Genomic DNA, 23,703 nt, shown 5'->3' with positions numbered 1-23,703 from the left:
GTTACCGACATTAGAGTTTTAAGGAACATTCTTGTGAGGTTATTTACAAAAAGTAACAAGCAAATTATCGGGGTTGATATTACCACAACCGCGGTAAAAATGGTGGAAATTACACGCCAACAAGGGCTATTCCACCTAAAAAACTATGGTATTGAGCCATTGGCTCGTGGCATGGTTGCAGACAAAGAGATCAAAGACACCGAAGCAGTGGGCGAAGTGATTAACAAACTTAGCCGTTCTTTGAACTTATCTAGCAAAAATGTTGCAACTGCGGTATCTGGTGCTTCTGTGATTAGTAAAATCATTGATATGGATACAGCAATGTCAGATACAGATCGCGAGGCTCGTATCCGTCTTGATGCTGACCAATACATTCCCTATCCGTTAGAAGAGGTGAACCTAGACTTTGAAATGCTAGGTCCTTCAACAGCGACTGAAGGGCAATCACGTGTCCTGTTGGTTGCTTCCCGTTCTGAAAATGTTGACCAACGTGTGGAAGTCATGAGTTTAGCAGGACTGGAAACCAAAGTGGTGGACGTTGAGTCGTATGCGATTGAACGTGCATTTCAGCTGATTGTGGATAGCCTACCAGGTCAACCCCAAAATGTTGCCTTGATTGATATCGGTCATAACCAAACGACGCTTTATATTGCAAAAGATGGTGATTTTGTCTATAGCCGTGAACAATTGTTCGGTGGTGGTCAGTTAACGGAAAGTATTCAAAACCGTTATGGCTTGACCTATGAAGAAGCGATGGCCAATAAGCGTAACATGAGCTTGCCTGATGATTATCACTCTGATGTATTGATGCCATTTTTGGACTCAATCGTGCAACAGATTACTCGATCGTTACAGTTTTATTTTTCATCCAGCCAAAGTCATCAAGTTGATCACATTCTATTATCAGGTGGTACTGCGAGTTTGGCAGGCTTGGCAACAATGGTTGAGCAAAAACTTGGTAGTCGTACTAGTATTGCTAACCCATTTGCTAATATGACCATTGATGGTAAAGTAAATACTGAAAGTTTGTTGGTAGATGCACCAAGTTTGATGGCAGCCTGTGGCTTAGCGTTAAGGAGTTTTGACTAATGGCAAGAATTAACTTACTGCCTTGGCGTCAAGAAGTTCGTGAGCGTAAAAATAAAGAGTTTATGACACTGATTGTGGCGGTGTTGTTATTATCTTTATTGGCTGCTTTTGCAGCATGGAGTTATTTTAATAACCAGCTTACTGACCAACAGGCTGCCAACGAAAAAATTAAACAAGAAAATACCAATCTTGATAAAGCATTGACTGAAATTGAAACGTTAGAGCAACAACGTGATGATATCGTTGCTCGTATGAAAGTGATTCAAGACTTGCAAGGTCGTCGTCCTGTGCCTGTAAGAGTTTGGGATGATATTGCCCGTGTGATTCAGCCACAGATGTATTTGACCAATATGAAACGTGAAGGGGATTTAATTACCTTTACAGGTCAAGCGGCGGATAATACTGTGGTGGCGAATTTTATGCGCGCGTTAGACGGTTCTGAGTGGTTACAAGATTCGGCCGTCGTCAGTATTCAACAGCCGAATGCCGTCGCTTATCAACAAGCACCGCAAACACCACAGCCAACTGCTAATGGTAAACAACCACGTCCTGCTTATCCAGAAGATAATTATATCACCTTTGTGGTGACCACCAAAATTAGCCAGTCTAATGTCGCAAGTAATGCCAGTGCAACGGCAAGTACCCCAGCACCAATCGCAAGTGCACCAAGTAACACGATTGTCACACAGCCTGCTTCTAGCAACGCATCAACCGCAAATGCTTCAGCAAGCCAATCTGCTAGTCAGTCAGCCAACCAACCTGCAAGTGTAACGGCGACAGTCAAACCTGCTAGCACCACAACCGTGAATAACTCAACTGCATCATCTGCTAGTACGGCAAAGGAGTAACCAATGGTTAAATTAACAAAACCAACGAAAAAGCCGTTATTTGCAAAAAAAGCCAAAGTTGCCAAAGACAAAGCACCCAAAAAACAATTTGATTTTAAAGAATTTGCCGATAGTTTTAAGTCATTAGACCAAAACAACTATGGTAGCTGGCCTTTACCTGTTAAAATCACGACCTTAGTATTTATCGTCGGTTTGGTAGCAGCGTTAACTTGGGCATTGCCAATTAGCAAAAAGCGTGAAGAGATTGCCTCAGCAGAAGCAGAAAAGCAAACTTTGCTTGACCAATACCGCGAAAAAGAATCAAAAGCACGTCATTTACAGGCTTATAAAGACCAAATTGCCCAAATGGAAAATGATTTTAAAGAACTTTTAAACCAATTACCAAAAGAAACCCGGATTTCAGATTTAGTAGACGGTATCAATGCAGTGGGATTGGGCAGTAATATCAAATTCCAAGATATCAAAGTTGAGCCTGAAATATCGCAAGAGTTCTTTATTGAACAACCAATCCGTATCGCAGCTTTGGGTAATTATCATGAGTTTGGTGCGTTTGTCAGTGGTTTAGCCCAATTACCACGTATCATTACTTTGCATGATTTTGAAGTAAATAACAGTAAACCAAGTTTAGATGAAACACCACAAACGAATTTGGTGTTAAATACCAAAACGTATCGTTCTAAAGAAATTGTAGAAGAAAAAGCTAAAGAGGCAAAACCTGAGGAGGCAAAAGATGAGAAAAAATAATTATTCTATCCTTTGCTGTCTTTTGGCAAGTTTAGCCCTAGCAGGTTGTGCAGATGATCGCGTCAGCTTGGCAGAGCAAGATATGCAAAAAATTCGTGAAGCGTCTGCCCAGCCAATTGAGCCACCACCGCAACCCCAAGTGGTGCAAGCGTTTAACTATAGTGCAAGTCAACTACGTAGCCCGTTTATGCCACCAAGTTTGACCTTAAAAGCGACGCAAGAAGCCAATATTCAAGGTATCCGCCCTGATGAAACGCGTATTAAAGAACCATTGGAGCAGTTTGAGCTGAATCAATTGGTGTATCGTGGTATCGTGGTATCTGAATCAGGTGAATTGTATGGCTTAATCCAAAGTCCAGATGGACGGATTGCGAGCGTTAAAGTGGGTAATTATTTAGGTCAAAATCATGGGCGTATTGCCGAGATTACCCCAACTCAAATTAACCTAATTGAAATCGTCCCAGACAGTCGTGTGGGCTATGTTGAACAACCTACTAGTATTGCTGTGACAGCAAGTTAAGACTAAGCTAAGACTAAGTATTTAAGGATAATTTTATGAATTTTACAACCTATCCAAGCCGTACCACGCTATCAAAACTTGCTGTTGCAATCACTACGGCGACCATTACCAGCATGGCAATGGCGAACACCAGTATTCACCAAGTGAGTGTCGGGCAAGCATCGAATCAATTAACTGAATTAAACGTTGATTTTGCATCAGGTGCCGTACAACCGAACGCTTATCAGTTAAACAATCCAAATCGCTTGGTACTTGATTTTCCAAATGTGGATAATCAAGTCGCAAGCCGTGTCCAAACCATTAATCAAGGTCATGTAAGAGACGTTACCACGATTAGTAGTGGTAATATGACGCGTATGGTGGTTGGCTTAAATGATGAAGCTAACTTTAGTACGCGTGTGGAAAACAACCGTCTTGTGGTAAGTATGCAATCTGTGCAAGGTAAGGTAGTAACTGCACCAGTGGTTCAACCTGTGGTAACGACAAACAGACCTGTCCAACCACCTGCCGAAACCATGGTCGTTAAAGTTAATCCATTGTTAAACCCTGCGGTTGCTACGAATCGTCAATATAATTATGACGGCTTAAATGGCATTAATGTCAATGGCTCATCAAGTGGTGGTGCAAATATTAACATTAGTTTACTAAATGACAGTATTCCTGTTGATGTACAACGTACTGGTGATGAGCTGATTGTGCGTTTAACTGGAGCAACTGTACCAAGCCATTTGTTAAAACAAATGAGCGGTGCAGGTTTGGTGGGTAATATTACGGCTAGTAATCAAGGTCGTAATGGTGTAATTCGGATTGGTATGACAGGCGATTATGAATATAAAGCCTATCAAATGGGTAATCAGCTGAGTATTAATGTTGAACCACCGAAAAAATTGCGTGAACCTACCCTTGAGGAGCGTACCTACACAGGGGCACCGATTTCGCTTGAATTCCAAGATGTACCTGTGCGTCAAATTTTGGAAGTGCTAGGTCAACATACCAATACTAATATCATCGCTAGCGATACGGTATCAGGTAATATTACTTTACGTTTGATTGAAGTGCCTTGGGATCAAGCCTTAGATATTATTCTAAAAAGTAAAAATTTAGACAAACGTAGCAATGGTAATGTGGTTTGGGTTGCACCTTCATCTGAACTTGCTTCACAAGAAGCGGCAGAGCTAGAAGCGATTCAGAAAAATGCGGGACTTGCACCACTACGTACGGAATATATTCGCTTAAATTATGCCAAGGCCCAAGACTTACGCACGATGATTGAGGCACAAAATTCACGTAATACAGGCAGAAATGATACAGATTCAGGCTCATTGCTATCTAATCGTGGTACTGTAACCATCGATGCTCGTACCAACACTTTAATCATCAAAGATACTTCTGCTAGTATTGCTAATATCCGTGATTTGATTTCAAAAATTGATATTCCTGTGAAACAAGTAATGATTGAAGCTCGTATAGTCAATGCGACGGATAGTTTTAGCAAAGAAATGGGTGTTAAATGGGGAATTTTATCCCAAGGGGCTGCACATAACCGTAATCTTTTGGTAGGTGGTAGTGATCAGACCTTGTGGGATTTAAAGACACCAACAGTGGATAATAGTACAGGTGGGGCAAAGTATACCATTACTCGTCCAGACAACCTTAATGTAAACTTGGGTGCAGCAAACCCAACAGGTAGAATTGCGTTTGGTTTATTAAGTATCTCTGATTTATTATTAGATTTAGAGTTATCAGCGATGCAGTCAGATGGGCGTGGTGAGGTAATCTCTAGTCCAAAAGTGTTGACCGCAGATAAACAAAAAGCCAAAGTAATGTCTGGTCAACAAATTGCTTATCAGGAAGCGTCAGCAAGTGGTGCCACATCTACGAGTTGGGTAGAAGCAGCCTTAAGTCTAGAAGTAACCCCGAATATCACACCTGAAGGGCGTATTGGCATGGATTTGTTGGTTGAAAATGGTAGACCTACTACTGCTCCTGATGGTTCGGTAGCGATTGCCAAAGATTCTGTTCAAACCAATGTAGTGGTGGATGATGGTCAAACGGTTGTATTGGGTGGTATCTTTAAAAATAGTATTAGTAATGGTGTTCAAAAAGTACCATTTTTAGGTGATTTACCTTATGTCAATCGCTTGTTCAAAAGAACAACAAAATCTGATGCTAAGGAAGAATTACTGATTTTTGTCACACCAAAATTAGTGAACGACGGTGTTAGCCGTGTAAATTAATAAAAAAATTGGATTATCTTTGACGAATGTTGTTAAAAGATAGCGATTTACCACAAATCATCGTATAATATTCCCTAATATTATCATGATTTGTGGTTTTTTTATGGGATATACTCAGCAACCGCCGTTAATTGTATTAATTGGACCAATGGGGGCAGGCAAGACCACTATTGGCAAACTGTTAGCCAATCAGTTGGGTTATCGGTTTTTTGACAGCGACCACGAGATTGAAAAGGCAAGTGGGGCAAGTATTAGTTGGATTTTTGACAAAGAAGGCGAAGTGGGTTTCCGCCAACGTGAGTCACGTACCCTTGATGAGTTGACCCATTGTCAACAAGTGGTATTGGCGACAGGTGGTGGTGCGGTGATGACACCGATTAACCAAACTTATCTAAAGCGTGGCATTGTGATTTATTTGCGGGCTCAAGTGCATACACAGTACGAACGCACTCGTAAAGATAAAAATCGTCCGTTGTTACAGACGGAAAATCCTAAACAAAAACTGGCAGATTTGTTTGCTATTCGTGATCCGATTTATCACTCATTGGCAGATATTGTGATTACGACAGGCTATTTATCGCCTAAAAAAATGGTGAAAGAGATTTTGTGGCAGTTACAAGATTTTAGCCAAACCTATCATTTGGACAAAGACACGCCGATTGTATCGGTGACGGTGACGAAAATTCAGCGTTAATTTGATGATGAGAGTGGATTATGAGTACAATTATTATGGAACAATTGTTGGTAAAAACCCGTTCGCATGATTATCCGATTGTGATTGGCGAAAATTTATTAGTAAACTTCGATTTTAACCCGTTTATCAAAAGTAAACAAGTTTTGGTAGTTACCAATGAAACCATTGCACCGCTTTATTTGCAACCTTTGGTTGATAATTTACCGAAAGACAAAACGGTTGTAACCTGTATTTTGTCAGATGGTGAACAGTTTAAAACCCAAGATAGTATTAATCAAATTTATGATGTGCTAATGGCAAATCATTTTAACCGTGATTGTACCTTGATTGCCTTGGGTGGTGGCGTGATTGGCGATATGGTCGGTTTTGCATCAGCAAGTTTTATGCGTGGGGTGGATTTTATCCAAATTCCAACGACCTTGTTGTCCCAAGTGGACTCTAGTGTGGGGGGAAAGACAGGTATTAATCATCCACTGGGTAAAAATATGATAGGGGCGTTTTGGCAACCTAAATTGGTGCTTGCCGATATGGCGACTTTGGCGACTTTACCTCAGCGTGAATTGTCCGCAGGCTTGGCGGAAGTGATTAAATATGCCTTAATTGGTGATATGGAATTTTTAGTTTGGCTTGAAACTAATATCGATGCCTTGGTTAATTTGGATTTGACTTTGTTGGCAAAAGCTGTGTTAATTTCTTGTCAACATAAAGCCGACATCGTTGCGGAAGATGAGTTTGAAAGTGGTAAGCGTGCTTTGTTAAACTTTGGGCATACCTTTGGACACGTCATTGAAACGCATGAAGGTTATGGCAACTGGTTACATGGCGAAGCGGTGGCAGTGGGTATGCTTCAAGCCATGCAGTTATCACAAAAAATGGGTAATTTAACCCTTGAGGATGTAGAACGCGTTAAGTCTTTGTTAAGAAAGGCAAAACTACCTGTCTTGCCACCAAAAATAGCAGTTGAGACGGCGTTGGATTTGATGAGTCATGATAAAAAGGTCAAATCAGGGCAAATTCGTTTGATTTTACTCAAAAAATTGGGGGAAGCGTATATTACTGCCGATTATGATGCAGAATCTTTGCGTGACGTTTTACTGTAATTTTACAGTAATTTTTTTATTATTATTTAAATAAATATGAATGAAATAGGGTTTTTATGCTAAATTCTTTATCAAGTAGCTATCGCTCATTGGCGTTGCAAGTTACCGTGTGGCTGTTGTTTGCAGGGATTGCAGGGGGGGTGACTTTTATGGTGTGGGTGGCATCTGCAGTAAAACCAACTAGCAAAAACAACCAAGATACCGAAGTTTCTACCGTGGTTGACCCCAATATTTTGTTGATTAACCATAATCCTGATGAAATGCATAAGTTGGTTCAGCCGATTACTTTTGATTCGATTGTGCGTGATAAGCGTAATTATCCGAAAGAATTTAAAGACAGCCGTTTTTTAAAAGCCAATGCAGGCAAATGGACGGTGCAAGTCATGAACGTCGTGCAACATGAAGTGATTACCGATTATCTCAATGGTCGCCCTGACCGTGATAAATTTAACTACTTTCGCATCGTAGATACCAACAATCAAAAACGTTTTGTGTTGACGTATGGCATTTTTGGTTCACCGCAAGAAGCGATTGGCAATAGTAAAATAGTAAAATTTAATTTGCCAAATAATGTGCAAGCCTTTCCTGAAGAGCTTAATTTATACGCATCACAAATCGATGAATACGAAATCACCCCACCTTTAGAAGATATCGGCAGAAAAGCCCCAAAATCGGTGAATTTACGTGAAACGAAAAAAGAAATCCCTGCACCAAAAGCCGAAGAAAAGACCGAAGAAAAACAAAGTATTGAAAAATCAAGCGATGGCAATGATACCTTATCGGTGGAAGAAAAACGTAAGGTGGTCAATCCCAATGAACCAGAGTTGCCTGTGCCTGTTATTCCAAAACAAAATTCGGGCAATCAACCTGAAAATTTTGATAACAATGTGAATAAAAACGCTGAAAATACTGCAAGCGAAAAACCAGCTCGTAATGCAAGTGAACCAAAAGCCCAAGACCAAAAACCTGAAAATAAACCCAAAGAAGCCAAATCTGAAACCAAACCCAAAGAAACGGCAAAAGAGAGTAAGCCAAAAGAAGAAAAAGCAAAACCTGCTCAAGTGAAAGAAAAAGCATCAGCAAACGAAAATAGTGCTGAAAAAGCTGAATAATATTGTGAAACACTATTGTGAAACACTTCCTAAAAAATAGCGATAATTTACCCAAAATTATCGCTATTTTTTTAGGTTTAATGCCATTTAAAAACTTTTGTTTATTATTGTGTAAGAATAGGAAACGGTTGGAAAATATTGCCCCAAAAATTGGGAATTAATTTGTTGCAAATAACAGTAGCTTTTTTGTTGTCAATTCGTTAAGATAGCTATCCTACTAAAATTTTTGGACGACAGTCAGCTTACGCCAACTATTTCATTTAATCGTTTTCGCTTTGCATTTTGGGAATACCGCCATGACTTCATATTATGCCAATCACACCAATCTTTACCAACCTGATGAATTTAAAGACAACTGCGGTTTTGGGCTGATTGCTCATACGCATGGCGAACCTAGCCATGATTTGGTGGAGACTGCTATTCACAGTTTAAGCTGTATGACTCACCGTGGTGGGGTTGCCTCGGATGGCAAAACAGGCGACGGTTGTGGACTTTTATTGGCAATGCCAAAAGAGTTTTTCCAAAAAGTCGCATCCGATAATGGGTTTGCGTTAACGCCGATTTTTGCGGTGGGGACGATTTTTTTGAATTTGGACAAAGCGTTAGCCCAAAAATCACAAGATATTTTTAACCAAGAAATTGAAAATCAAGGTCTAAGCGTGGCAGGCTGGCGTGATGTACCTGTAGATTTACGGATTGTTGGTGAGATTGCTCGTGAGAGTTTGCCGGCGTTTAAGCAAATTTTGGTGAATTGTCCAACCGATATGGACGAAGAAACTTTTAACCGTAAATTATTTGTCGCTCGCAAAAAAACCGAATTACAACTGACCGATGACCCGCTATTTTATGTGACTGGTTTAACATCACAAACGGTGATTTATAAAGGTTTGGTGATGCCTGCGGATTTGCCTGCGTTTTTCTTGGATTTGCAAGATGAGCGGTTGGCATCGCATATTGTGGTGTTTCACCAACGTTTTTCTACCAATACGCTACCACGTTGGCCGTTGGCACAGCCGTTTCGCTATTTGGCACACAATGGTGAGTTAAACACGATTGACGGCAACCGAGATTGGGCGGTGGCACGTACACCAAAATTTATGAGCGAATTGATGCCAGAATTGCAAGAATTGCATCCGCTGGTGAACCGTACAGGCTCGGACTCGTCTAGTCTTGACAATATGTTAGAAGTCATGGTGAATGGCGGTATGGAGCTGTTTCATGCGTTGTCTATCCTTGTGCCACCTGCTTGGCAAAATGTGGATACCATGGATATGGATTTGCGAGCGTTTTATGAGTTTTATTCACAGCACATGGAAGCATGGGACGGCCCTGCAGGGTTGGTTATCCAAGACGGTCGCTATGCGGTATGTATGCTTGATAGGAATGGTTTGCGACCTTCACGTTGGGTAACGACCAAAAACGGCTATATCACCGTGGCATCGGAAGTTGGCACATGGGATTATCAACCTGAAGACGTGGTGGCAAAAGGGCGTGTTGGGCCAGGTCAAATGCTAGTGATTGACACCGAAACAGGCAATATCATGGATACCCAAGCAGTGGGTAGAAAGTTGAAAAAATCGCACCCTTATCGCCTATGGTTGCGTGATAATGCTTTACGCTTACGCAATGATGCAAAACTAGAAGAACAAGCATTACAGTCGGTGATAAAAGGCAATGATTTGTTGGCTTTACAAAAAATGTTTCACATCACCCATGAAGAACGCACCGAAATTTTACGCCCATCTGCCGAAAATGGGCAAGAAGCCGTTGGCTCAATGGGTGATGATACGCCAATGGCGGTGCTTTCTCGCCAAATTCGTCATGTTGCGGACTTTTTTCGTCAACAGTTTGCGCAAGTTACCAACCCACCGATTGACCCATTGCGTGAAGCAATTGTGATGTCGTTAGAAACTTGCCTTGGCACCGAAAAAAATATCTTTGACCCAACGCCTGAACACGCCAACCGTATCGTGCTGTCTTCCCCTGTGTTATCAGCGAGTAAAATGGCACAAATCCAAAATATTGACAAAGACGGTTTTGCGTTGCAAGTCATTGATTTAAATTATGATAGTGAAAAATTCACCCTTGAAAAAGCCCTAAAACATATCTGTAAACAAGCCGAAAAAGCGGTAAAATCAGGCAAGGTGATTTTGGTATTGTCGGATAAAGCCATTGAAAAAGGAAAAATCCCTGCCAATGCGATTATGGCAACAGGGGCGGTGCATCACCATTTGATTAATATTGGGTTACGTTGCGATGCCAATATCGTGGTAGAAACAGGATTGATGCGAGACTCGCACCATTTGGCAGTATTACTTGGCGTGGGGGCGACTGCTGTTTATCCATATTTGGCGTATAGCGTGATTGCTGATTTGGTTGAAAAAGGCGAGTTGCTCGGTGACCCATTATACGCCCAAGAAAACTTCCGTAAAAGTATGGACAAGGGTTTGCTAAAAATCTTGTCAAAAATGGGCATTTCTACCATTTCTTCATATCGTGGGGCTCAACTGTTTGAAGCGGTGGGCTTGTCTGATGAAATCATTGAGCTATGTTTTAGCGGTTTAGAAAGCCGTATTCAAGGGGCGACTTTTGACGATTTAGAAATTGACCAACGTTTGTTGGCAAAAAATGCGTTTAGTCAACGTACACCGCTTGACCAAGGTGGTTTGTTAAAATTTGTGTTTAACAAAGAATACCATGCCTTTAACCCTGATGTTATCCAAGCCTTGCACAAAGCAGTACGCACAGGTGATTATGCCAATTATCAAGCCTATGCCGATATCGTCAACACACGCCCTGTCGCAACTTTGCGAGACTTGTTACAGCTAAGAACGGATAATCCAATTAGCATTGATGACGTGGAAAGTATTGAGCATATTTTAAAACGCTTTGACTCAGCAGGGATGTCGCTTGGGGCGTTGTCACCAGAAGCCCACGAAGCGATTGCCATTGCCATGAATACCATCGGCGGACGTTCAAACTCAGGCGAAGGTGGTGAAGACCCTGTGCGTTACAATAGTATTCGCAATTCCAAAATTAAACAAATCGCTTCAGGGCGGTTTGGGGTGACGCCTGCATATCTGCGTTCGGCAGAAGTCATGCAAATCAAAGTCGCACAAGGGGCAAAACCGGGCGAAGGCGGACAATTACCAGGTGGTAAAGTGAACAGTTTAATCGCTCGTCTGCGTTATTCTGTACCGGGAGTAACCTTGATTTCACCACCACCACACCATGATATTTATTCGATTGAAGACTTGGCTCAGTTAATTTTTGATTTAAAACAAGTCAACCCTGATGCGTTGGTTTCGGTAAAATTGGTTTCTCGTCCGGGAGTTGGTACGATTGCGACAGGGGTTGCCAAAGCCTATGCCGACTTGATTACCATTTCAGGTTATGACGGTGGCACGGCGGCCTCGCCATTGTCATCTATTCACTATGCAGGCTCGCCTTGGGAGCTTGGGCTGTCAGAAGCCCATCAGTCTTTGCGTGTCAATGGCTTGCGTGATAAAGTGCGTATCCAAACAGACGGTGGCTTAAAAACAGGGCTTGATGTGGTAAAAGCCTGTATTTTGGGGGCAGAAAGTTTTGGTTTTGGCACAACGCCAATGATTGCGGTGGGTTGTAAATATTTACGCATTTGCCATTTAAACAACTGTCCAACAGGGGTTGCCACCCAAAAATCGGATTTGCGTGATGAGCATTTTATTGGCGAAGCCGAAATGTTGATTAACTTCTTTAAATTCGTTGCGACTGAAACCCGTGAATGGCTTGCCAAATTAGGCGTGCGTTCTATGGAAGAGCTGGTCGGACGCACTGATTTATTAAGTATTTTGGACGGTGAAACGGCAAAACAAAATCATCTTGATTTAAGTCCATTATTGTTTAGCCATACCAAAGCCGATGGCAAACCACAAACCTGTCAAGTGGCAAAAAATGACCCGTTTGATAAAGGCTTGCTCGCCGAAGACATGGTGAATGACATGATGGCGACCATTCGTGCGGGGACAGGCGGTGATTTTAGTTATCGCATTGGTAACTGTGACCGCTCGATTGGGGCAAGAATTTCAGGTGAAATCGCCCAAATTTATGGCAATCTTGGCATGAGTGGCTCACCGATTAACCTACATTTAACAGGTACTGCAGGGCAAAGCCTTGGCGTGTGGAATGCAGGTGGTTTAAACATTGAGCTAGAAGGCGATGCCAATGACTACGTTGGCAAAGGCATGGCAGGTGGCGAAATCGTGATTTACCCACCAAAAGGCTCAACATTTGCCAGCCAACAAACCGCGATTATCGGTAATACTTGCTTGTACGGTGCGACAGGTGGACGTTTGTTTGCATCAGGTACGGCAGGCGAGCGATTTGCGGTGCGTAACTCAGGGTGTCATGCTGTGGTGGAAGGTACAGGCGACCACTGCTGTGAATATATGACAGGCGGTATCGTAACGGTACTTGGTAAAACAGGCTTGAACTTTGGGGCAGGCATGACAGGGGGATTTGCCTATGTGCTTGATTTGGAAGGGGATTTCTTTGACCGTTGTAATCATGAATTGATTGATATTCATCGTATTTCTAACGAACAAACCGAAAGTCATCGTATCCATTTAATGCAAATTATTAAAGAACACGTTGCCAAAACAGGTAGCCAATGGGGGCAGACGATTTTGGGTGATTTTGAGCACTATGTGCGTAAGTTTTATTTGGTAAAACCCAAAGCCGCCAATATCGCCTCCTTGTTAAAATCAACCATGGCAGACCCACAATAATTAACGATAATAAGATAGGTTATCCGTTTATTTTTGGGATAATCTACCTTGCAAAAATAATTCTCGGCAGGTAATATTTTTAACAAAATCAAAATCTTAAAAACTGTTAAAAATAAAACTCACTTAGGAAAAAATTATGGCAAAACGCTTAAATAACGATTTTCAATTTCTTGACGTTGCACGTACCGACCCAAGCAAAAAAGACATTGATACCCGAACGCATCAATTTGTAGAAATATACAACCCATTTGAACGTGATGAAGCCAGCGAACAAGCCCACCGCTGTCTTGGCTGTGGCAATCCTTACTGCGAATGGAAATGCCCTGTGCATAACTATATTCCCAACTGGCTAAAACTCGCCACCGAAGGGCAAATTCTACAAGCAGTGGAACTCTGCCATCAAACCAATACGTTGCCTGAAGTCTGTGGGCGTGTCTGTCCGCAAGACCGCCTATGCGAAGGGGCGTGTACCTTAAATGACGGCTTTGGGGCAGTGACGATTGGTAATGTTGAAAAATATATTACCGATACTGCTTTTGCCTTGGGCTGGCGACCTGATATGTCAGGTGTGGTTTGGACGGATAAAAAAGTAGCGATTATCGGTGCAGGTCCTGCAGGGCTTGGCTGTGCCGATATTTTGGCACGCAATGGCGTGAAACCTGTGGTATTTGACAAGCGTCCAGAAATCGGCGGTTTGTTAACCTTTGGCATTCCTGAATTTAAAATGGAAAAAAATGTCATGCGTCGTCGCCGTGAAGTGTTCGAAAGTATGGGCGTGGAATTTCGCCTAAATACCGAAATTGGCAAAGATGTGCAGATTGAGCAGTTATTACAAGATTACGATGCGGTCTTTATGGGTATGGGGACTTATACCTATATGCGTGGCGGTTATACAGGTGAAAACTTGATTGGTGTGTACGATGCGTTGGACTTTTTGATTGCCAATGTCAATCGTTGTCAAGGTTGGGAAACCGATGCCAACGACTATATTGACGTACAAGGCAAAAATGTCGTGGTGTTAGGCGGTGGCGATACCGCGATGGACTGTAACCGCACCAGTATTCGCCAAGGTGCGACGAGCGTCACCTGTGCCTATCGCCGTGATGAAGAAAATATGCCGGGTTCTCGCCGTGAAGTCAAAAATGCCCGTGAAGAAGGGGTAAACTTTTTGTTTAACCGCCAACCGATTGAAATTATGGGCTTAAATGGCAAAGTAACTGGAGTAAAAGTCATCACCACACAACTAGGACAACCTGACAACCGTGGGCGTAGAAATCCAGAACCTGTGCCAAATTCCGAAGAAATTTTGCCAGCTGATGCGGTGATTATGGCGTTTGGCTTTCGCCCAAGCCCTGCTGATTGGTTCGCCAGCCAAGGCGTGACATTGGATAATGGCGGACGTGTGATTGCCCCAGAACAACAAACTTATCCATTCCAAACCAAAAATCCAAAAATCTTTGCAGGTGGTGATATGGTGCGTGGCTCTGACCTTGTGGTAACCGCCATTTGGGAAGGGCGACAAGCGGCGAAAGGGATTTTGGATTATTTGGAAGTTTGATTTTTGGTTTTTATCAAAATAAAGATGAAAATAAAAAATCCAAGCATAAAAAACGCTCCAATTTTGGAGCGTTGTTATTGGTGCTTTTAGCATTTTGTTAAGCGTTTTGTTTTGCTTTTTTCAATGCTTGGGCTTCTTTATGACTTGTTTCCATACGTGGACGCACTTCAGACATATAAATCCAAATTAAACTCACCCACACCACACCAAACATAATCATAAACGCCGATGAACGAATGCCTGTGATATCCACTGCCATACCGAACATAATTGGCAAAATAAATCCACCCAAACCCCCTGCTAAACCAACCACGCCAGACACCGCACCCATGTTGTGTTTGTAGTCGTCTGATAGATATTTAAACACCGATGCTTTACCAACGGCAAAGGCAATACCTAGGGCAAAAATTAACACGGTAAAGATAGTAGAATTTAGTCCAATGTGGAATTCTTTCACGCCGTCCACCGTCTGAATGTGTAACTGAGTTTGTGGATAAGATAAAATAAACAATAAAATCATACATATCCACAACACCCACCAAGTTACGGTATGAGCCGAATACTTATCCGACAACCAACCGCCCAACGCACGCAGTACGCCACCAGGTAAGCTAAAACACGCCGCCAAAAACGCTGCTGTTTGTAGGGTAAAGCCGTATTCATTGACATAATATTTGGTCATCCATAGGGCTAACGCCACATATCCGCCGAATACAATCGAATAATACTGCGAATAACGCCACACATCAGGGTCTTTTAATACGGCTAATTGGCTTGATACACTTGCGGTACTTGCCGTACGGTGGTCCTTATTGTCATAGCTAAAGAACCAAAACATCACGGCGGTGGCAAGCATAATGCCTGCATATACCTTTGGTAACATCCGCCAACCTTCGGCTTGACCGAGAGCGGTAGCAGCCCCAGCGGTGATGATGGAAGGCCCGATGATTTTGGTTAAAGCAGAGCCTGCATTACCTGCCCCAAACACGCCCATGGCAAAGCCTTGACGCTCCTGCGGAAACCATTTGGCAACATAGGCAATCCCAACGGTGAACGAACCACCTGCCAAACCAACAAACAAACCCAACACCAAAAAATGCCAGTATTGATTGGCAAAACTCATCGCATAAATTGGAATGACGGTAATCAGCATCAACACAAAAAACACAATACGACCGCCAAATTTATCCGTCATCAGACCAATTGGCAAACGCACAAGCGAGCCTGTGAGTACAGGCGTTGCCGCCAAGAGACCAAATTCGGTGTTGTTTAAGCCTAAGGTTTTTTGAATGGGAATACCCAACACCGCAAACATCATCCATACCATAAAACATACAGTAAAGGCGATGGTAGATGAAGTCAGTACCGCCATTTGTTTATATTTTTCACTTGCCATAACAAGCTCCTTTTTTATGATTACACCGATTATCATAGCAAGGTTTTCACAAAAATGATTGATTTAAATCAATATCCTATCGGCAAAAACACGTTAGAATAACCAGCTATACGCCTTTAGGTGTATGGTAAAACCAAACGGATTAGCGTATAAAGTCACCTATTTTCAATAAGTTAGTTAATACTTTGCTGTAATGTGTCTGATTTGCAATCTGATTTTGCCAAATCCAGTGCAAAGTAACTATTTAGGGGTAGTGTAGGAGTTTACTTGCTAAAATTACCAACTTTTATCCAAAAATATATCAACTCATTGCCAATCCGTGCATCAGGGGCTGTGGCGATTATTGCCTTTTTGATGGTGATGAGTGCGATGATTAGCGGATTTTTGGCGTGGACGGCAGAGCTTGATGCCAAGGCGGTGAATACCGCAGGCTCAATGCGAATGGCGACTTATCGCATGAATTTTGTGCTTGCTGATGATTATCAACACATTGCCGAATTGGACAAATCGCTGAGATATAATATGACGGTGTTGCCAAGCGAGCAACTTATCCAAGATATGCAACAAAAGTTGGTAAATTTGCACCATTATGAAAATTCTCGTAATAACCGTAGCCCCGAAATTTTGGCACAATTGGCAAGTATTGACACGATTTGGCAAACCAAATTATTCAATGAAATTAAAAATAACGATAAGGAGCAGTTTTACCAAAATTCGATTGAATATATCAATCAAGTGGATAAATTGGTTTCGTTAATCCAAGAACGCAACGAAAATCGCCAAGCTTTACAGCAGTTTTTTCAAATTGTGATGTTGATTATCAGCATCGTGGTGATGATGATTGGGCTATATGAACTGCACCAAAATGTGTTGCTACCCATTCGCCAAATTGGGCGAGCGACCCATCAGTTAAAAGCGGGTGAACCTGCCAAAGTGACCCTCACGGCATATGATGAACTGAACGAATTGGGGCAGGTGTTTAACGAGATGAGCCAAACCATTCATCATCATCAAGAACATTTGCAAGGCGAAGTGGCACGCAAAACTTATCATCTTAGCCGTTCAAATCAGGCATTGGCGTTATTGTTTGAGTTTGCCAAACAGATTAACACGCAGACCATGTCGTTTGCCAAACTGCAACAACTGATTAATGAAGTAGGGGGGTTATTACCCAATACTGATTTGACCTTATGTTTAAACAGCGAAATAACACAAAAAAAAGATGCCTTTGCGTTACACAATAAAAAACGCAGTAGTTTTTGTCAAATAGATGATTGCAATCATTGTGAAATCAAGCACAATAGCCAGTTAACCGTGTATAATATTACCAATCAAAATATCGTCTTTGGTGAATTAATGGCACAAACACATGAACGTCGCCTGATTGACGAGCCGATGTTTTTAGCCAAAGACCCCAACAAAATCCCAACGCTGACCATTCATGACGATGTGGATACTGGCTTATTTTTTGACCATGATGAGTTATTAAAAACTTTGGCAAGTTTGATTGGCATCGCATTGGCGGAACAAAAACTGCGACAACAAGAGCACCAAATCGTGCTTTTTGAAGAACGCAGTATTATCGGACGAGAATTGCACGACTCGCTAGCACAGTCTTTAACCTATCTAAAATTTGAATTAACTACTTTAACAAAAGCCTTGGAGAGTCAACAAAATAACCCTGTGGTGAATGAAAAAGTGATGAATTTAAAAGATGGTTTAAGTGGTGCTTATCTGCAATTACGTGAGTTATTACAAACGTTTCGCTTAAGTATTGATACCGATTTTGAAACGGCTCTCCAAAATGCCTGTGAAGAATTTGGGCAAAAAGGCGGTTTTCACGTGGCATTAGATAATCGCATTATGGCGATGAATTTGTCCGCTAACGAACAAGTTGACGTGATACAAATCGTGCGCGAAGCCTTATCCAACGCCCACAAACACGCCAAAGCGAGCGAAGTTGTCGTCAGTCTCAGCCAAGACCAAGATGGCAACATGGTGCTAGAAGTGGTGGATGACGGCGTTGGCATTGATTTTAATTTTAACCCAAAACACCATCATGGCTTAAAAATCATGAAAGAACGTGGTAAAAACTTGGGCGGTGCGGTTGCAATTCAGCGACTAGAACAAGGCACAAAAGTGAGTTTAACGTTTATACCACGTTTATTTATTAGCTAATATGATTGGCGAATAATAGTCAATTCAATTAAGAATAAGATTTAGCCAGTTTTTATGCAAAAGCACATTTTTTGTTTTATATTTTTAAAGTAAAATTCAGTTGCGTAAGGTTGTGAATACAGGTTCTAAGGTTTTCATTCGTGGTACACCTGTTGAGCTAGGAAGAAGCCCGACACTTTGACAAACGCAGTGCGAACGGTTTTATTTTTTTACTTTATTGAGGTTAACAACGATTTTTACTAACTTTTGAGAAATTTATGAACTTAAATAAACCCCCTGTCAAAAACAAAATTTTTACCAACATTACACCTGCACGCTTGTTGCTCGTGGACGACCATCCGATGATACGGCGTGGTTTAAAGGATTTGTTAAATCTTGAAACTGATGTCACCGTGTGCGGTGAAGCCAACCACGGGCTAGAAGCACTGGATTTTTTGGCAAAAAATGTGGTGGATTTGATTGTGCTTGACCACAATATGCCGATTTTAAATGGGATTGAAACGCTGAAAAAACTGCGTGAATTGCAGATTGATGCCAAAGTGTTGCTATTTACCGTGTCGGATAATACCAAAGATGTGCAAGATGCGTTGGAGCTCGGTGTGGACGGCTATCTGCTCAAAGATATGGAGCCTGAACAGATTATTCACGATATTCGGCGGATTTTACGCGGTGAGTTAGTGATTAGTCCTGCGTTAGCCCCGATTTTGGCTCAAGCCATGCGAAAACCGACCAAAAATGAGCTAAACTATGACTTGACTGAGCGTGAATTGCAAGTGTTACACATGATTAGCGACGGCATGAGCAATAAAATGATTGGTAATAAATTAGGCATTGCCGAGTCCACGGTGAAAGTGCATGTCAAACATATTTTGGGTAAAATCGGCTTACGCACACGGGTAGAAGCGGCGGTGTGGGCGGTGAATAATCTGAAAAATTAATTACTAAAGTTAAATTACGGCAAAACCGCCATACGCTTAAATTGGACGGTACAGAAATTTATTCGGTCAAGGGCGATATTTCGGCTCGCTGTGAATTAGAGCTGGTCATTGAACGCAACAATGGCGAGACCCAAACCGTGCCTGTCTTATGCCGCCTTGATAGTGATGTCAAAACCTATAAGGCAGGGGGTGTGCTTAGGGAGTTTGCGGGGAAATTTCTAAGTTAATGGGTGTAAAAAATTGTGGTATAATTGGCAGATAGCGTGGTGCTGTCTGTCAGTTTTTCTAATTTTCAATTTTTTAAGGGTAACAAAATGAATGAAGTTTTATTCCAAAAGCCACATCACGAAATTGTGATGGAAAATGTCAATAGCTTTGACTATGCACTTAATCAATTTTTAAAAAATTTGGGTTTACCGCAAGAAAATGTTCTTGTTGAAGTTTCTCAGAGAAATAAAGTCATTAACAATCTATTAGACACAATCAATATTATTAATTCGGAACAAATTGGTAATTCATTGTATCTGTCAAAATTTGTTGCTGCGTGTGGAGTTGGTTTATTTGATGCGGCTTTAAACTTCTTATGGGATGAAACAATATTAAATTTAAGACAAAAAGTATCAAATTTTGACTTAGGGTATTTTTTTGATAGCACTATTTCAGATCAAAAGAGAAGAAGTAATTTGCGTAGCGAAGAACACTTGGTTGATTTGACAGACTGTGAACTTATTGAAGGATGTAAAAAGATAGGCATTATATCTGATATTGCTTACAAACATTTAGATTATATAAGAGATATGAGGAATTGGGCTAGTGCAGCCCATCCAAACCAAAGTGAATTAACTGGCTTAAACTTATTAAGCTGGCTTGAAACTTGCCTAAAAGAAGTTATATCCAAAGAACCCGAACAGTCAGCCATTGAAACAAAACGTTTATTGGACAACATCAGAAAAAACTCCTTAACCGAACAAGATGCAGAACCAATTAAAGAACACATAGAGCGACTTTCTGTGGATAGAGTAACCTTTTTATTGCGTGCTATTTTTGGTATGTATACTGATACCAAAACATCAGTAACCATAAAGAATAATATTAAATTAATAGCAAAAAAATGTTGGAATGTAGTTTCAAATGAAGAAAAGTATAGATATGGCATAAAATACAATTCATTTTCTGTCAATGCAGACATTGAAAGAAAAAAATTGGCAGAAGAATTTTTAAATATTGTTGGCGGAAATTCTTTTTTACCAGAAGATGATTTGTCTTTAAAGATATCGGAAAGTTTAGATAATCTAAGAAATGCACATTATGGAATGAACAATTTTTACAATGAACCAGCCCACGCAAAAATATTGTCAGATTACATTCCCGAAAATGGAATTATACCAAAAAATATTAGATTTGATTATGTTAAAATATTAATTTTAGCAAGAATAGGAAATGGGTATGGGTTATCTAATTCTGCAGTTCCTTACTATGATGAAATGATAGATAAGTTTCAAGATAATGAATTTAAAGAATTTACAAAATTATTACTTGATGAACAGGTAGCCTTGAGACTGGACAGACACTCAAGTTGTGCGAAAAGATTTATAAAATTAGCTCAATTTTTTCAACAGAAATCTAGCAATACAATTATACAAAAAGCTTTAGATTTAATAGCAAAATCGACACCTGCACAATTACCAAATTTAGGCAAAGATAGCCGTTATAAAGACGCTTTGAAAGGTTTTGATAATTAAAAACGGTGCGTAATACGCACCTTACGCCCAAAGGACAATTTTATGAGTAACAAACTTTCAAAATATGGCGTTGCCCCAACTAATCGCCCAAAAATCCCCGCAACCAAAAAGCTAGATTTAACAGGCGAACAAGGGCAACAGATTATTAAATCTGAAACCAAACTTGTGTTACGGACACATAAAGAAACCTTTAAACGCTTGGCGGATATGTAATGGAGATTATTTGTTTTCCATTTGAGAGAGTAATTGAAATTAATGCCTACATTCTTTCTACCGAAAAAGGAATGAAAGGACAGGCGGATATTGGCAAATTACAAGGAGCATTATCTCGGATTGATAATGCGATTTTGTATGAAGGCTTAAATGATGTGTTTGAAATCGCCAGTAAATATGCTAATAGTATTGCAATGGCTCACGCTTTATCTGATGCCAATAAACGCACAGGGTTAGCGGTTGCATTAGAATATTTATCGCTCAATGATTATGAAATCACAATAGACCATATTTTAATGGCGGACGCTATGCGTGATTTGGTGATTGGCGAATTATCTGAAAGTGAATTTGCGGATATTTTGTATTATCAATATTTAAGTAGCATAAACCCACAAAAGGACTAAAACAATGCAAACCCCAATCCCAGCCTCTTATATGAGTGGTGGCACATCAAAAGGCACATTTTTTAATTTGGCGAAGTTACCCAAGTCAGTATTCATATCACACATCATGTTGCCCAAGAAATCGGCTTAAATCTACCGTCAACATTAACTTGTAGCATTATGCCAACATCATTAAAATCAACCAACCCACAATCGCAATGCTTAACCCAAAACCAATCGCTTTTAGTAACCCTGACGAAAAACCATCATCATCATTTGGGTGCTTTTCATCGAGCGTAATATTAAACATACCAAACACAACATCCAACCCCTTTGCCCCAAAAAACCAACCCGAAACTACGCCTAATACCGCCAAACAGGGCAAGAAAAACCAGACCATTTCCGCCGAATTACTCTCACCAAACGCCTTGCTTAGATTGATAACCCAATCCACCAACAGTCCAACCAATGCAAAAATCGATCCGACCAACACCATGTGTAAACAGCGTTTGCCAACAGTCGGCTTAATGTCAATATAATGGGCTTTGGCTTTGCCAGATAGTTTTATCTTTTTTTGCTTATGCGTGGCTTTTTCTTTAATTTGGGCTTTGCTGGTAGGTGAGCTAGTTTGGAGAATTGCATGATTGCTAGCTTGAATAGTATCGTTATGCGTTTGGGTTACATTTGCAGTCACGGGCTGTATTGTAACTTTGCTTTGCTCTGTGAAATCTGATGAAATTTTATGCCGATTATCAATTGCTGTGATATTTTTAGCAGGATTGTCAGCTGTAACTTTTGCGGTGGCTATTAGGGTTGGTGTGACTTTCATAGGGGCAGGGTTGACGGTAACGCTTGGTTGGGGCGTTGGTTCAGCATTTAACACATCTGTTTTTGCTAAATTTTTGCTGTAGGTCAACCCTAAATTATCTAAATCAGGCGTAGCGAATACATCATCAGTATCAATCGTGGTACTAAGGGGTTGTTTTTGTAAGAAACCGTTATCTTTTGGCAAAGATTCCGTGCGTGGGTCAATGTTTGACTGGATACTTGGCGGGGTAAAGTCAAACAAATCGTCAAAATCCAAATCCACCGCACCAAGGGTAATTTCACCGTTTGCGGTTGCGTTGTGGGTTAATATATTGGTTGGTATTGTTTGAGTAGACATTGATGTTTATCCCTTTACAAGCGTTCCAAGAAAAAATTAATAATAAAAAAGGCAAAATATCTATTTTGCCTTTTTGGTCTTGTTAGATAAAGTTAAATATTAACATAATTAACTTGATGAAACTACTATTTAATCAATTTTTTCTAACAAAGTTTTAATCTTTGAAGCAAACTCACCGCTTGCAGTCGCTTGGATTTCGTTTAACAAACGTTTGGCACTGTCATACTCGCCAAGGTGAATGTACTGTTCGGCAAGGTCAATGTTAAGTTGATTTGCGTCCAAGTTTTTAATCACATCAAACGCACCGCCAAGTTCAACATCCATGTTGCTTAGCCTGCTATCGCTTGCAACGCTGACAGGTACGGTAGGCGCCACAACAGGCTCATCAGCCAAATCTTCACTAAAGCTGTCGGTAATGCTATCATCTGCAATTTCTAAACTTTCTTCAACAGCTGGTGTAGGTTCAGCAACGACAGGCGTCTCAACTTCAATGGTTTCATTTGGTAAATCAAAGTCAAAATTGTCTTCGATGTCTAAACTTTCTTCTATAACTGGTGTAGGCTCAGCAACGACAGGCGTTTCAACTTCAACCGTTTCGCTTGGTAAATCGAAGTCAAAATTGTCTTCGATGTCTAAACTTTCTTCCATAACTGGTGTAGGCTCAGCAACAACAGGCGTTTCAACTTCAACCGTTTCGCTTGGTAAGTCAAAATTAAAGTCTGCTAAAGCCTCTTCTTCAATCACAGGTGTAGAAGCAACCGGTGTTTCAGCTTTTTCGCTTGGTAAATCAAAGTCAAACTCCGCTAACGCCTCTTCTTCAACGCTTGCAACAGGCTTATCAACAACGGAGATTGGAGCAACAGGAGCGGTTTCACTTGGCAAGTCAAAATCAAATTCTGCTAAAGCCTCTTCTTCAATCACAGGCGTAGGAGCAACCGGTGGTTCGACTTTTTCGCTTGGTAAATCAAAGTCAAATTCTGCTAAAGCCTCTTCTTCAATCACAGGTGTAGGAGCAACCGG

At 41.0% G+C, this 23,703-nt stretch carries 19 protein-coding genes; 16 read left to right on the top strand and 3 right to left on the bottom strand.

Annotated elements, in window-relative coordinates; translation table 11 throughout:
* The first annotated feature begins 33 nt into the window (after positions 1 to 33).
* From A3G3_RS0103575 to A3G3_RS0103530, 10 genes are all read left to right on the top strand, one after another.
* On the top strand, positions 34 to 1,089 hold the full coding sequence (locus A3G3_RS0103575) for a pilus assembly protein PilM (RefSeq protein WP_019519176.1): 1,056 nt from the start codon (positions 34 to 36) through the stop codon (positions 1,087 to 1,089).
* Complete coding sequence (locus A3G3_RS0103570) at positions 1,089 to 1,937, top strand: PilN domain-containing protein (RefSeq protein WP_019519175.1); 849 nt, start codon at positions 1,089 to 1,091, stop codon at positions 1,935 to 1,937. Before A3G3_RS0103575 ends, A3G3_RS0103570 begins: the two co-directional genes overlap by 1 nt.
* A 3-nt stretch (positions 1,938 to 1,940) precedes the next feature.
* Positions 1,941 to 2,681: a type IV pilus inner membrane component PilO gene (locus A3G3_RS0103565; RefSeq protein WP_019519174.1), complete on the top strand. Its 741-nt coding sequence runs from the start codon at positions 1,941 to 1,943 to the stop codon at positions 2,679 to 2,681.
* Positions 2,668 to 3,201 (top strand): pilus assembly protein PilP, encoded by a 534-nt coding sequence (locus A3G3_RS0103560; RefSeq protein WP_019519173.1) that lies wholly within the window; start codon positions 2,668 to 2,670, stop codon positions 3,199 to 3,201. The genes A3G3_RS0103565 and A3G3_RS0103560 overlap by 14 nt, the downstream gene beginning before the upstream one ends.
* Positions 3,202 to 3,236: 35 nt before the next feature.
* Positions 3,237 to 5,438 (top strand): type IV pilus secretin family protein, encoded by a 2,202-nt coding sequence (gene pilQ / locus A3G3_RS0103555; RefSeq protein WP_019519172.1) that lies wholly within the window; start codon positions 3,237 to 3,239, stop codon positions 5,436 to 5,438.
* A gap of 103 nt (positions 5,439 to 5,541) precedes the next feature.
* Positions 5,542 to 6,132: a shikimate kinase gene (locus A3G3_RS0103550; protein WP_019519171.1), complete on the top strand. Its 591-nt coding sequence runs from the start codon at positions 5,542 to 5,544 to the stop codon at positions 6,130 to 6,132.
* Between the two features lie 20 nt (positions 6,133 to 6,152).
* Complete coding sequence (aroB, locus tag A3G3_RS0103545) at positions 6,153 to 7,232, top strand: 3-dehydroquinate synthase (protein ID WP_019519170.1); 1,080 nt, start codon at positions 6,153 to 6,155, stop codon at positions 7,230 to 7,232.
* Positions 7,233 to 7,288: 56 nt separating this feature from the next.
* Complete coding sequence (locus tag A3G3_RS13955) at positions 7,289 to 8,344, top strand: hypothetical protein (protein WP_019519169.1); 1,056 nt, start codon at positions 7,289 to 7,291, stop codon at positions 8,342 to 8,344.
* 296 nt (positions 8,345 to 8,640) lie between these two features.
* Entirely contained in the window at positions 8,641 to 13,110 is a 4,470-nt protein-coding gene (gene gltB, locus A3G3_RS0103535; protein WP_019519168.1) for a glutamate synthase large subunit, read from the top strand.
* 136 nt (positions 13,111 to 13,246) lie between these two features.
* Positions 13,247 to 14,668 carry an FAD-dependent oxidoreductase gene (locus A3G3_RS0103530; protein ID WP_019519167.1) on the top strand — a complete coding sequence of 474 codons (1,422 nt, stop codon included), beginning with the start codon at positions 13,247 to 13,249 and terminating at the stop codon, positions 14,666 to 14,668.
* 97 nt (positions 14,669 to 14,765) lie between these two features.
* Here the strand turns inward: A3G3_RS0103530 and A3G3_RS0103520 are convergent, their stop codons facing one another.
* Positions 14,766 to 16,040: an MFS transporter gene (locus A3G3_RS0103520; protein WP_156802087.1), complete on the bottom strand. Its 1,275-nt coding sequence runs from the start codon at positions 16,038 to 16,040 to the stop codon at positions 14,766 to 14,768.
* Positions 16,041 to 16,331: 291 nt separating this feature from the next.
* On the opposite strand from A3G3_RS0103520, the gene A3G3_RS0103515 reads away from it, so the two are divergent.
* The 6 genes from A3G3_RS0103515 to A3G3_RS0103495 all read left to right on the top strand — a co-directional run bounded on the left by A3G3_RS0103515 (position 16,332) and on the right by A3G3_RS0103495 (position 21,539).
* Positions 16,332 to 18,242, top strand: coding sequence for a histidine kinase (locus A3G3_RS0103515; RefSeq protein WP_019519164.1), 1,911 nt, complete (start codon positions 16,332 to 16,334; stop codon positions 18,240 to 18,242).
* A 257-nt stretch (positions 18,243 to 18,499) separates the two neighbouring features.
* Positions 18,500 to 19,180, top strand: coding sequence for a two-component system response regulator NarL (gene narL / locus A3G3_RS0103510; protein WP_019519163.1), 681 nt, complete (start codon positions 18,500 to 18,502; stop codon positions 19,178 to 19,180).
* A 41-nt stretch (positions 19,181 to 19,221) separates the two neighbouring features.
* On the top strand, positions 19,222 to 19,407 hold the full coding sequence (locus A3G3_RS14465) for a hypothetical protein (protein ID WP_156802085.1): 186 nt from the start codon (positions 19,222 to 19,224) through the stop codon (positions 19,405 to 19,407).
* A gap of 87 nt (positions 19,408 to 19,494) precedes the next feature.
* Complete coding sequence (locus A3G3_RS0103505) at positions 19,495 to 20,922, top strand: hypothetical protein (protein ID WP_019519162.1); 1,428 nt, start codon at positions 19,495 to 19,497, stop codon at positions 20,920 to 20,922.
* 42 nt (positions 20,923 to 20,964) lie between these two features.
* Positions 20,965 to 21,135: a hypothetical protein gene (locus A3G3_RS0103500; protein ID WP_019519161.1), complete on the top strand. Its 171-nt coding sequence runs from the start codon at positions 20,965 to 20,967 to the stop codon at positions 21,133 to 21,135.
* The gene (locus A3G3_RS0103495; protein ID WP_019519160.1) at positions 21,135 to 21,539 is read left to right on the top strand and encodes a type II toxin-antitoxin system death-on-curing family toxin; all 405 of its coding nucleotides are present in this window, start codon (positions 21,135 to 21,137) and stop codon (positions 21,537 to 21,539) included. The genes A3G3_RS0103500 and A3G3_RS0103495 overlap by 1 nt, the downstream gene beginning before the upstream one ends.
* Positions 21,540 to 21,696: 157 nt before the next feature.
* Here A3G3_RS0103495 and A3G3_RS0103490 read toward each other — a convergent pair whose 3' ends face one another.
* Entirely contained in the window at positions 21,697 to 22,683 is a 987-nt protein-coding gene (locus tag A3G3_RS0103490) for an ABC transporter permease family protein (RefSeq protein WP_019519159.1), read from the bottom strand.
* Between the two features lie 129 nt (positions 22,684 to 22,812).
* Positions 22,813 to 23,703: FimV/HubP family polar landmark protein (locus A3G3_RS0103485; protein WP_019519158.1), on the bottom strand; the 891-nt coding region annotated here is incomplete at its 5' end.

The sequence above is a fragment of the Moraxella boevrei DSM 14165 genome (assembly GCF_000379845.1).
GTDB classification, from domain to species: Bacteria; Pseudomonadota; Gammaproteobacteria; order Pseudomonadales; family Moraxellaceae; genus Faucicola; species Faucicola boevrei.
The sequence above is the reverse complement of the archived record's forward strand: the minus strand, read 5'-3'. Positions and strand labels throughout refer to the sequence as shown.

What these genes read in the sequence shown, in the direction of transcription:
- A3G3_RS0103570 (WP_019519175.1), top strand. Translation starts at nt 1,089, where the DNA reads ATGGCAAGAATTAACTTACTGCCTTGGCGTCAAGAAGTTCGTGAGCGT.
- A3G3_RS0103565 (WP_019519174.1), top strand. Translation starts at nt 1,941, where the DNA reads ATGGTTAAATTAACAAAACCAACGAAAAAGCCGTTATTTGCAAAAAAA.
- A3G3_RS0103560 (WP_019519173.1), top strand. Translation starts at nt 2,668, where the DNA reads ATGAGAAAAAATAATTATTCTATCCTTTGCTGTCTTTTGGCAAGTTTA.
- pilQ (WP_019519172.1), top strand. Translation starts at nt 3,237, where the DNA reads ATGAATTTTACAACCTATCCAAGCCGTACCACGCTATCAAAACTTGCT.
- A3G3_RS0103550 (WP_019519171.1), top strand. Translation starts at nt 5,542, where the DNA reads ATGGGATATACTCAGCAACCGCCGTTAATTGTATTAATTGGACCAATG.
- aroB (WP_019519170.1), top strand. Translation starts at nt 6,153, where the DNA reads ATGAGTACAATTATTATGGAACAATTGTTGGTAAAAACCCGTTCGCAT.
- A3G3_RS13955 (WP_019519169.1), top strand. Translation starts at nt 7,289, where the DNA reads ATGCTAAATTCTTTATCAAGTAGCTATCGCTCATTGGCGTTGCAAGTT.
- gltB (WP_019519168.1), top strand. Translation starts at nt 8,641, where the DNA reads ATGACTTCATATTATGCCAATCACACCAATCTTTACCAACCTGATGAA.
- A3G3_RS0103530 (WP_019519167.1), top strand. Translation starts at nt 13,247, where the DNA reads ATGGCAAAACGCTTAAATAACGATTTTCAATTTCTTGACGTTGCACGT.
- A3G3_RS0103520 (WP_156802087.1), bottom strand. Translation starts at nt 16,040, where the DNA reads ATGGCGGTACTGACTTCATCTACCATCGCCTTTACTGTATGTTTTATG.
- narL (WP_019519163.1), top strand. Translation starts at nt 18,500, where the DNA reads ATGAACTTAAATAAACCCCCTGTCAAAAACAAAATTTTTACCAACATT.
- A3G3_RS0103505 (WP_019519162.1), top strand. Translation starts at nt 19,495, where the DNA reads ATGAATGAAGTTTTATTCCAAAAGCCACATCACGAAATTGTGATGGAA.
- A3G3_RS0103500 (WP_019519161.1), top strand. Translation starts at nt 20,965, where the DNA reads ATGAGTAACAAACTTTCAAAATATGGCGTTGCCCCAACTAATCGCCCA.
- A3G3_RS0103495 (WP_019519160.1), top strand. Translation starts at nt 21,135, where the DNA reads ATGGAGATTATTTGTTTTCCATTTGAGAGAGTAATTGAAATTAATGCC.
- A3G3_RS0103490 (WP_019519159.1), bottom strand. Translation starts at nt 22,683, where the DNA reads ATGTCTACTCAAACAATACCAACCAATATATTAACCCACAACGCAACC.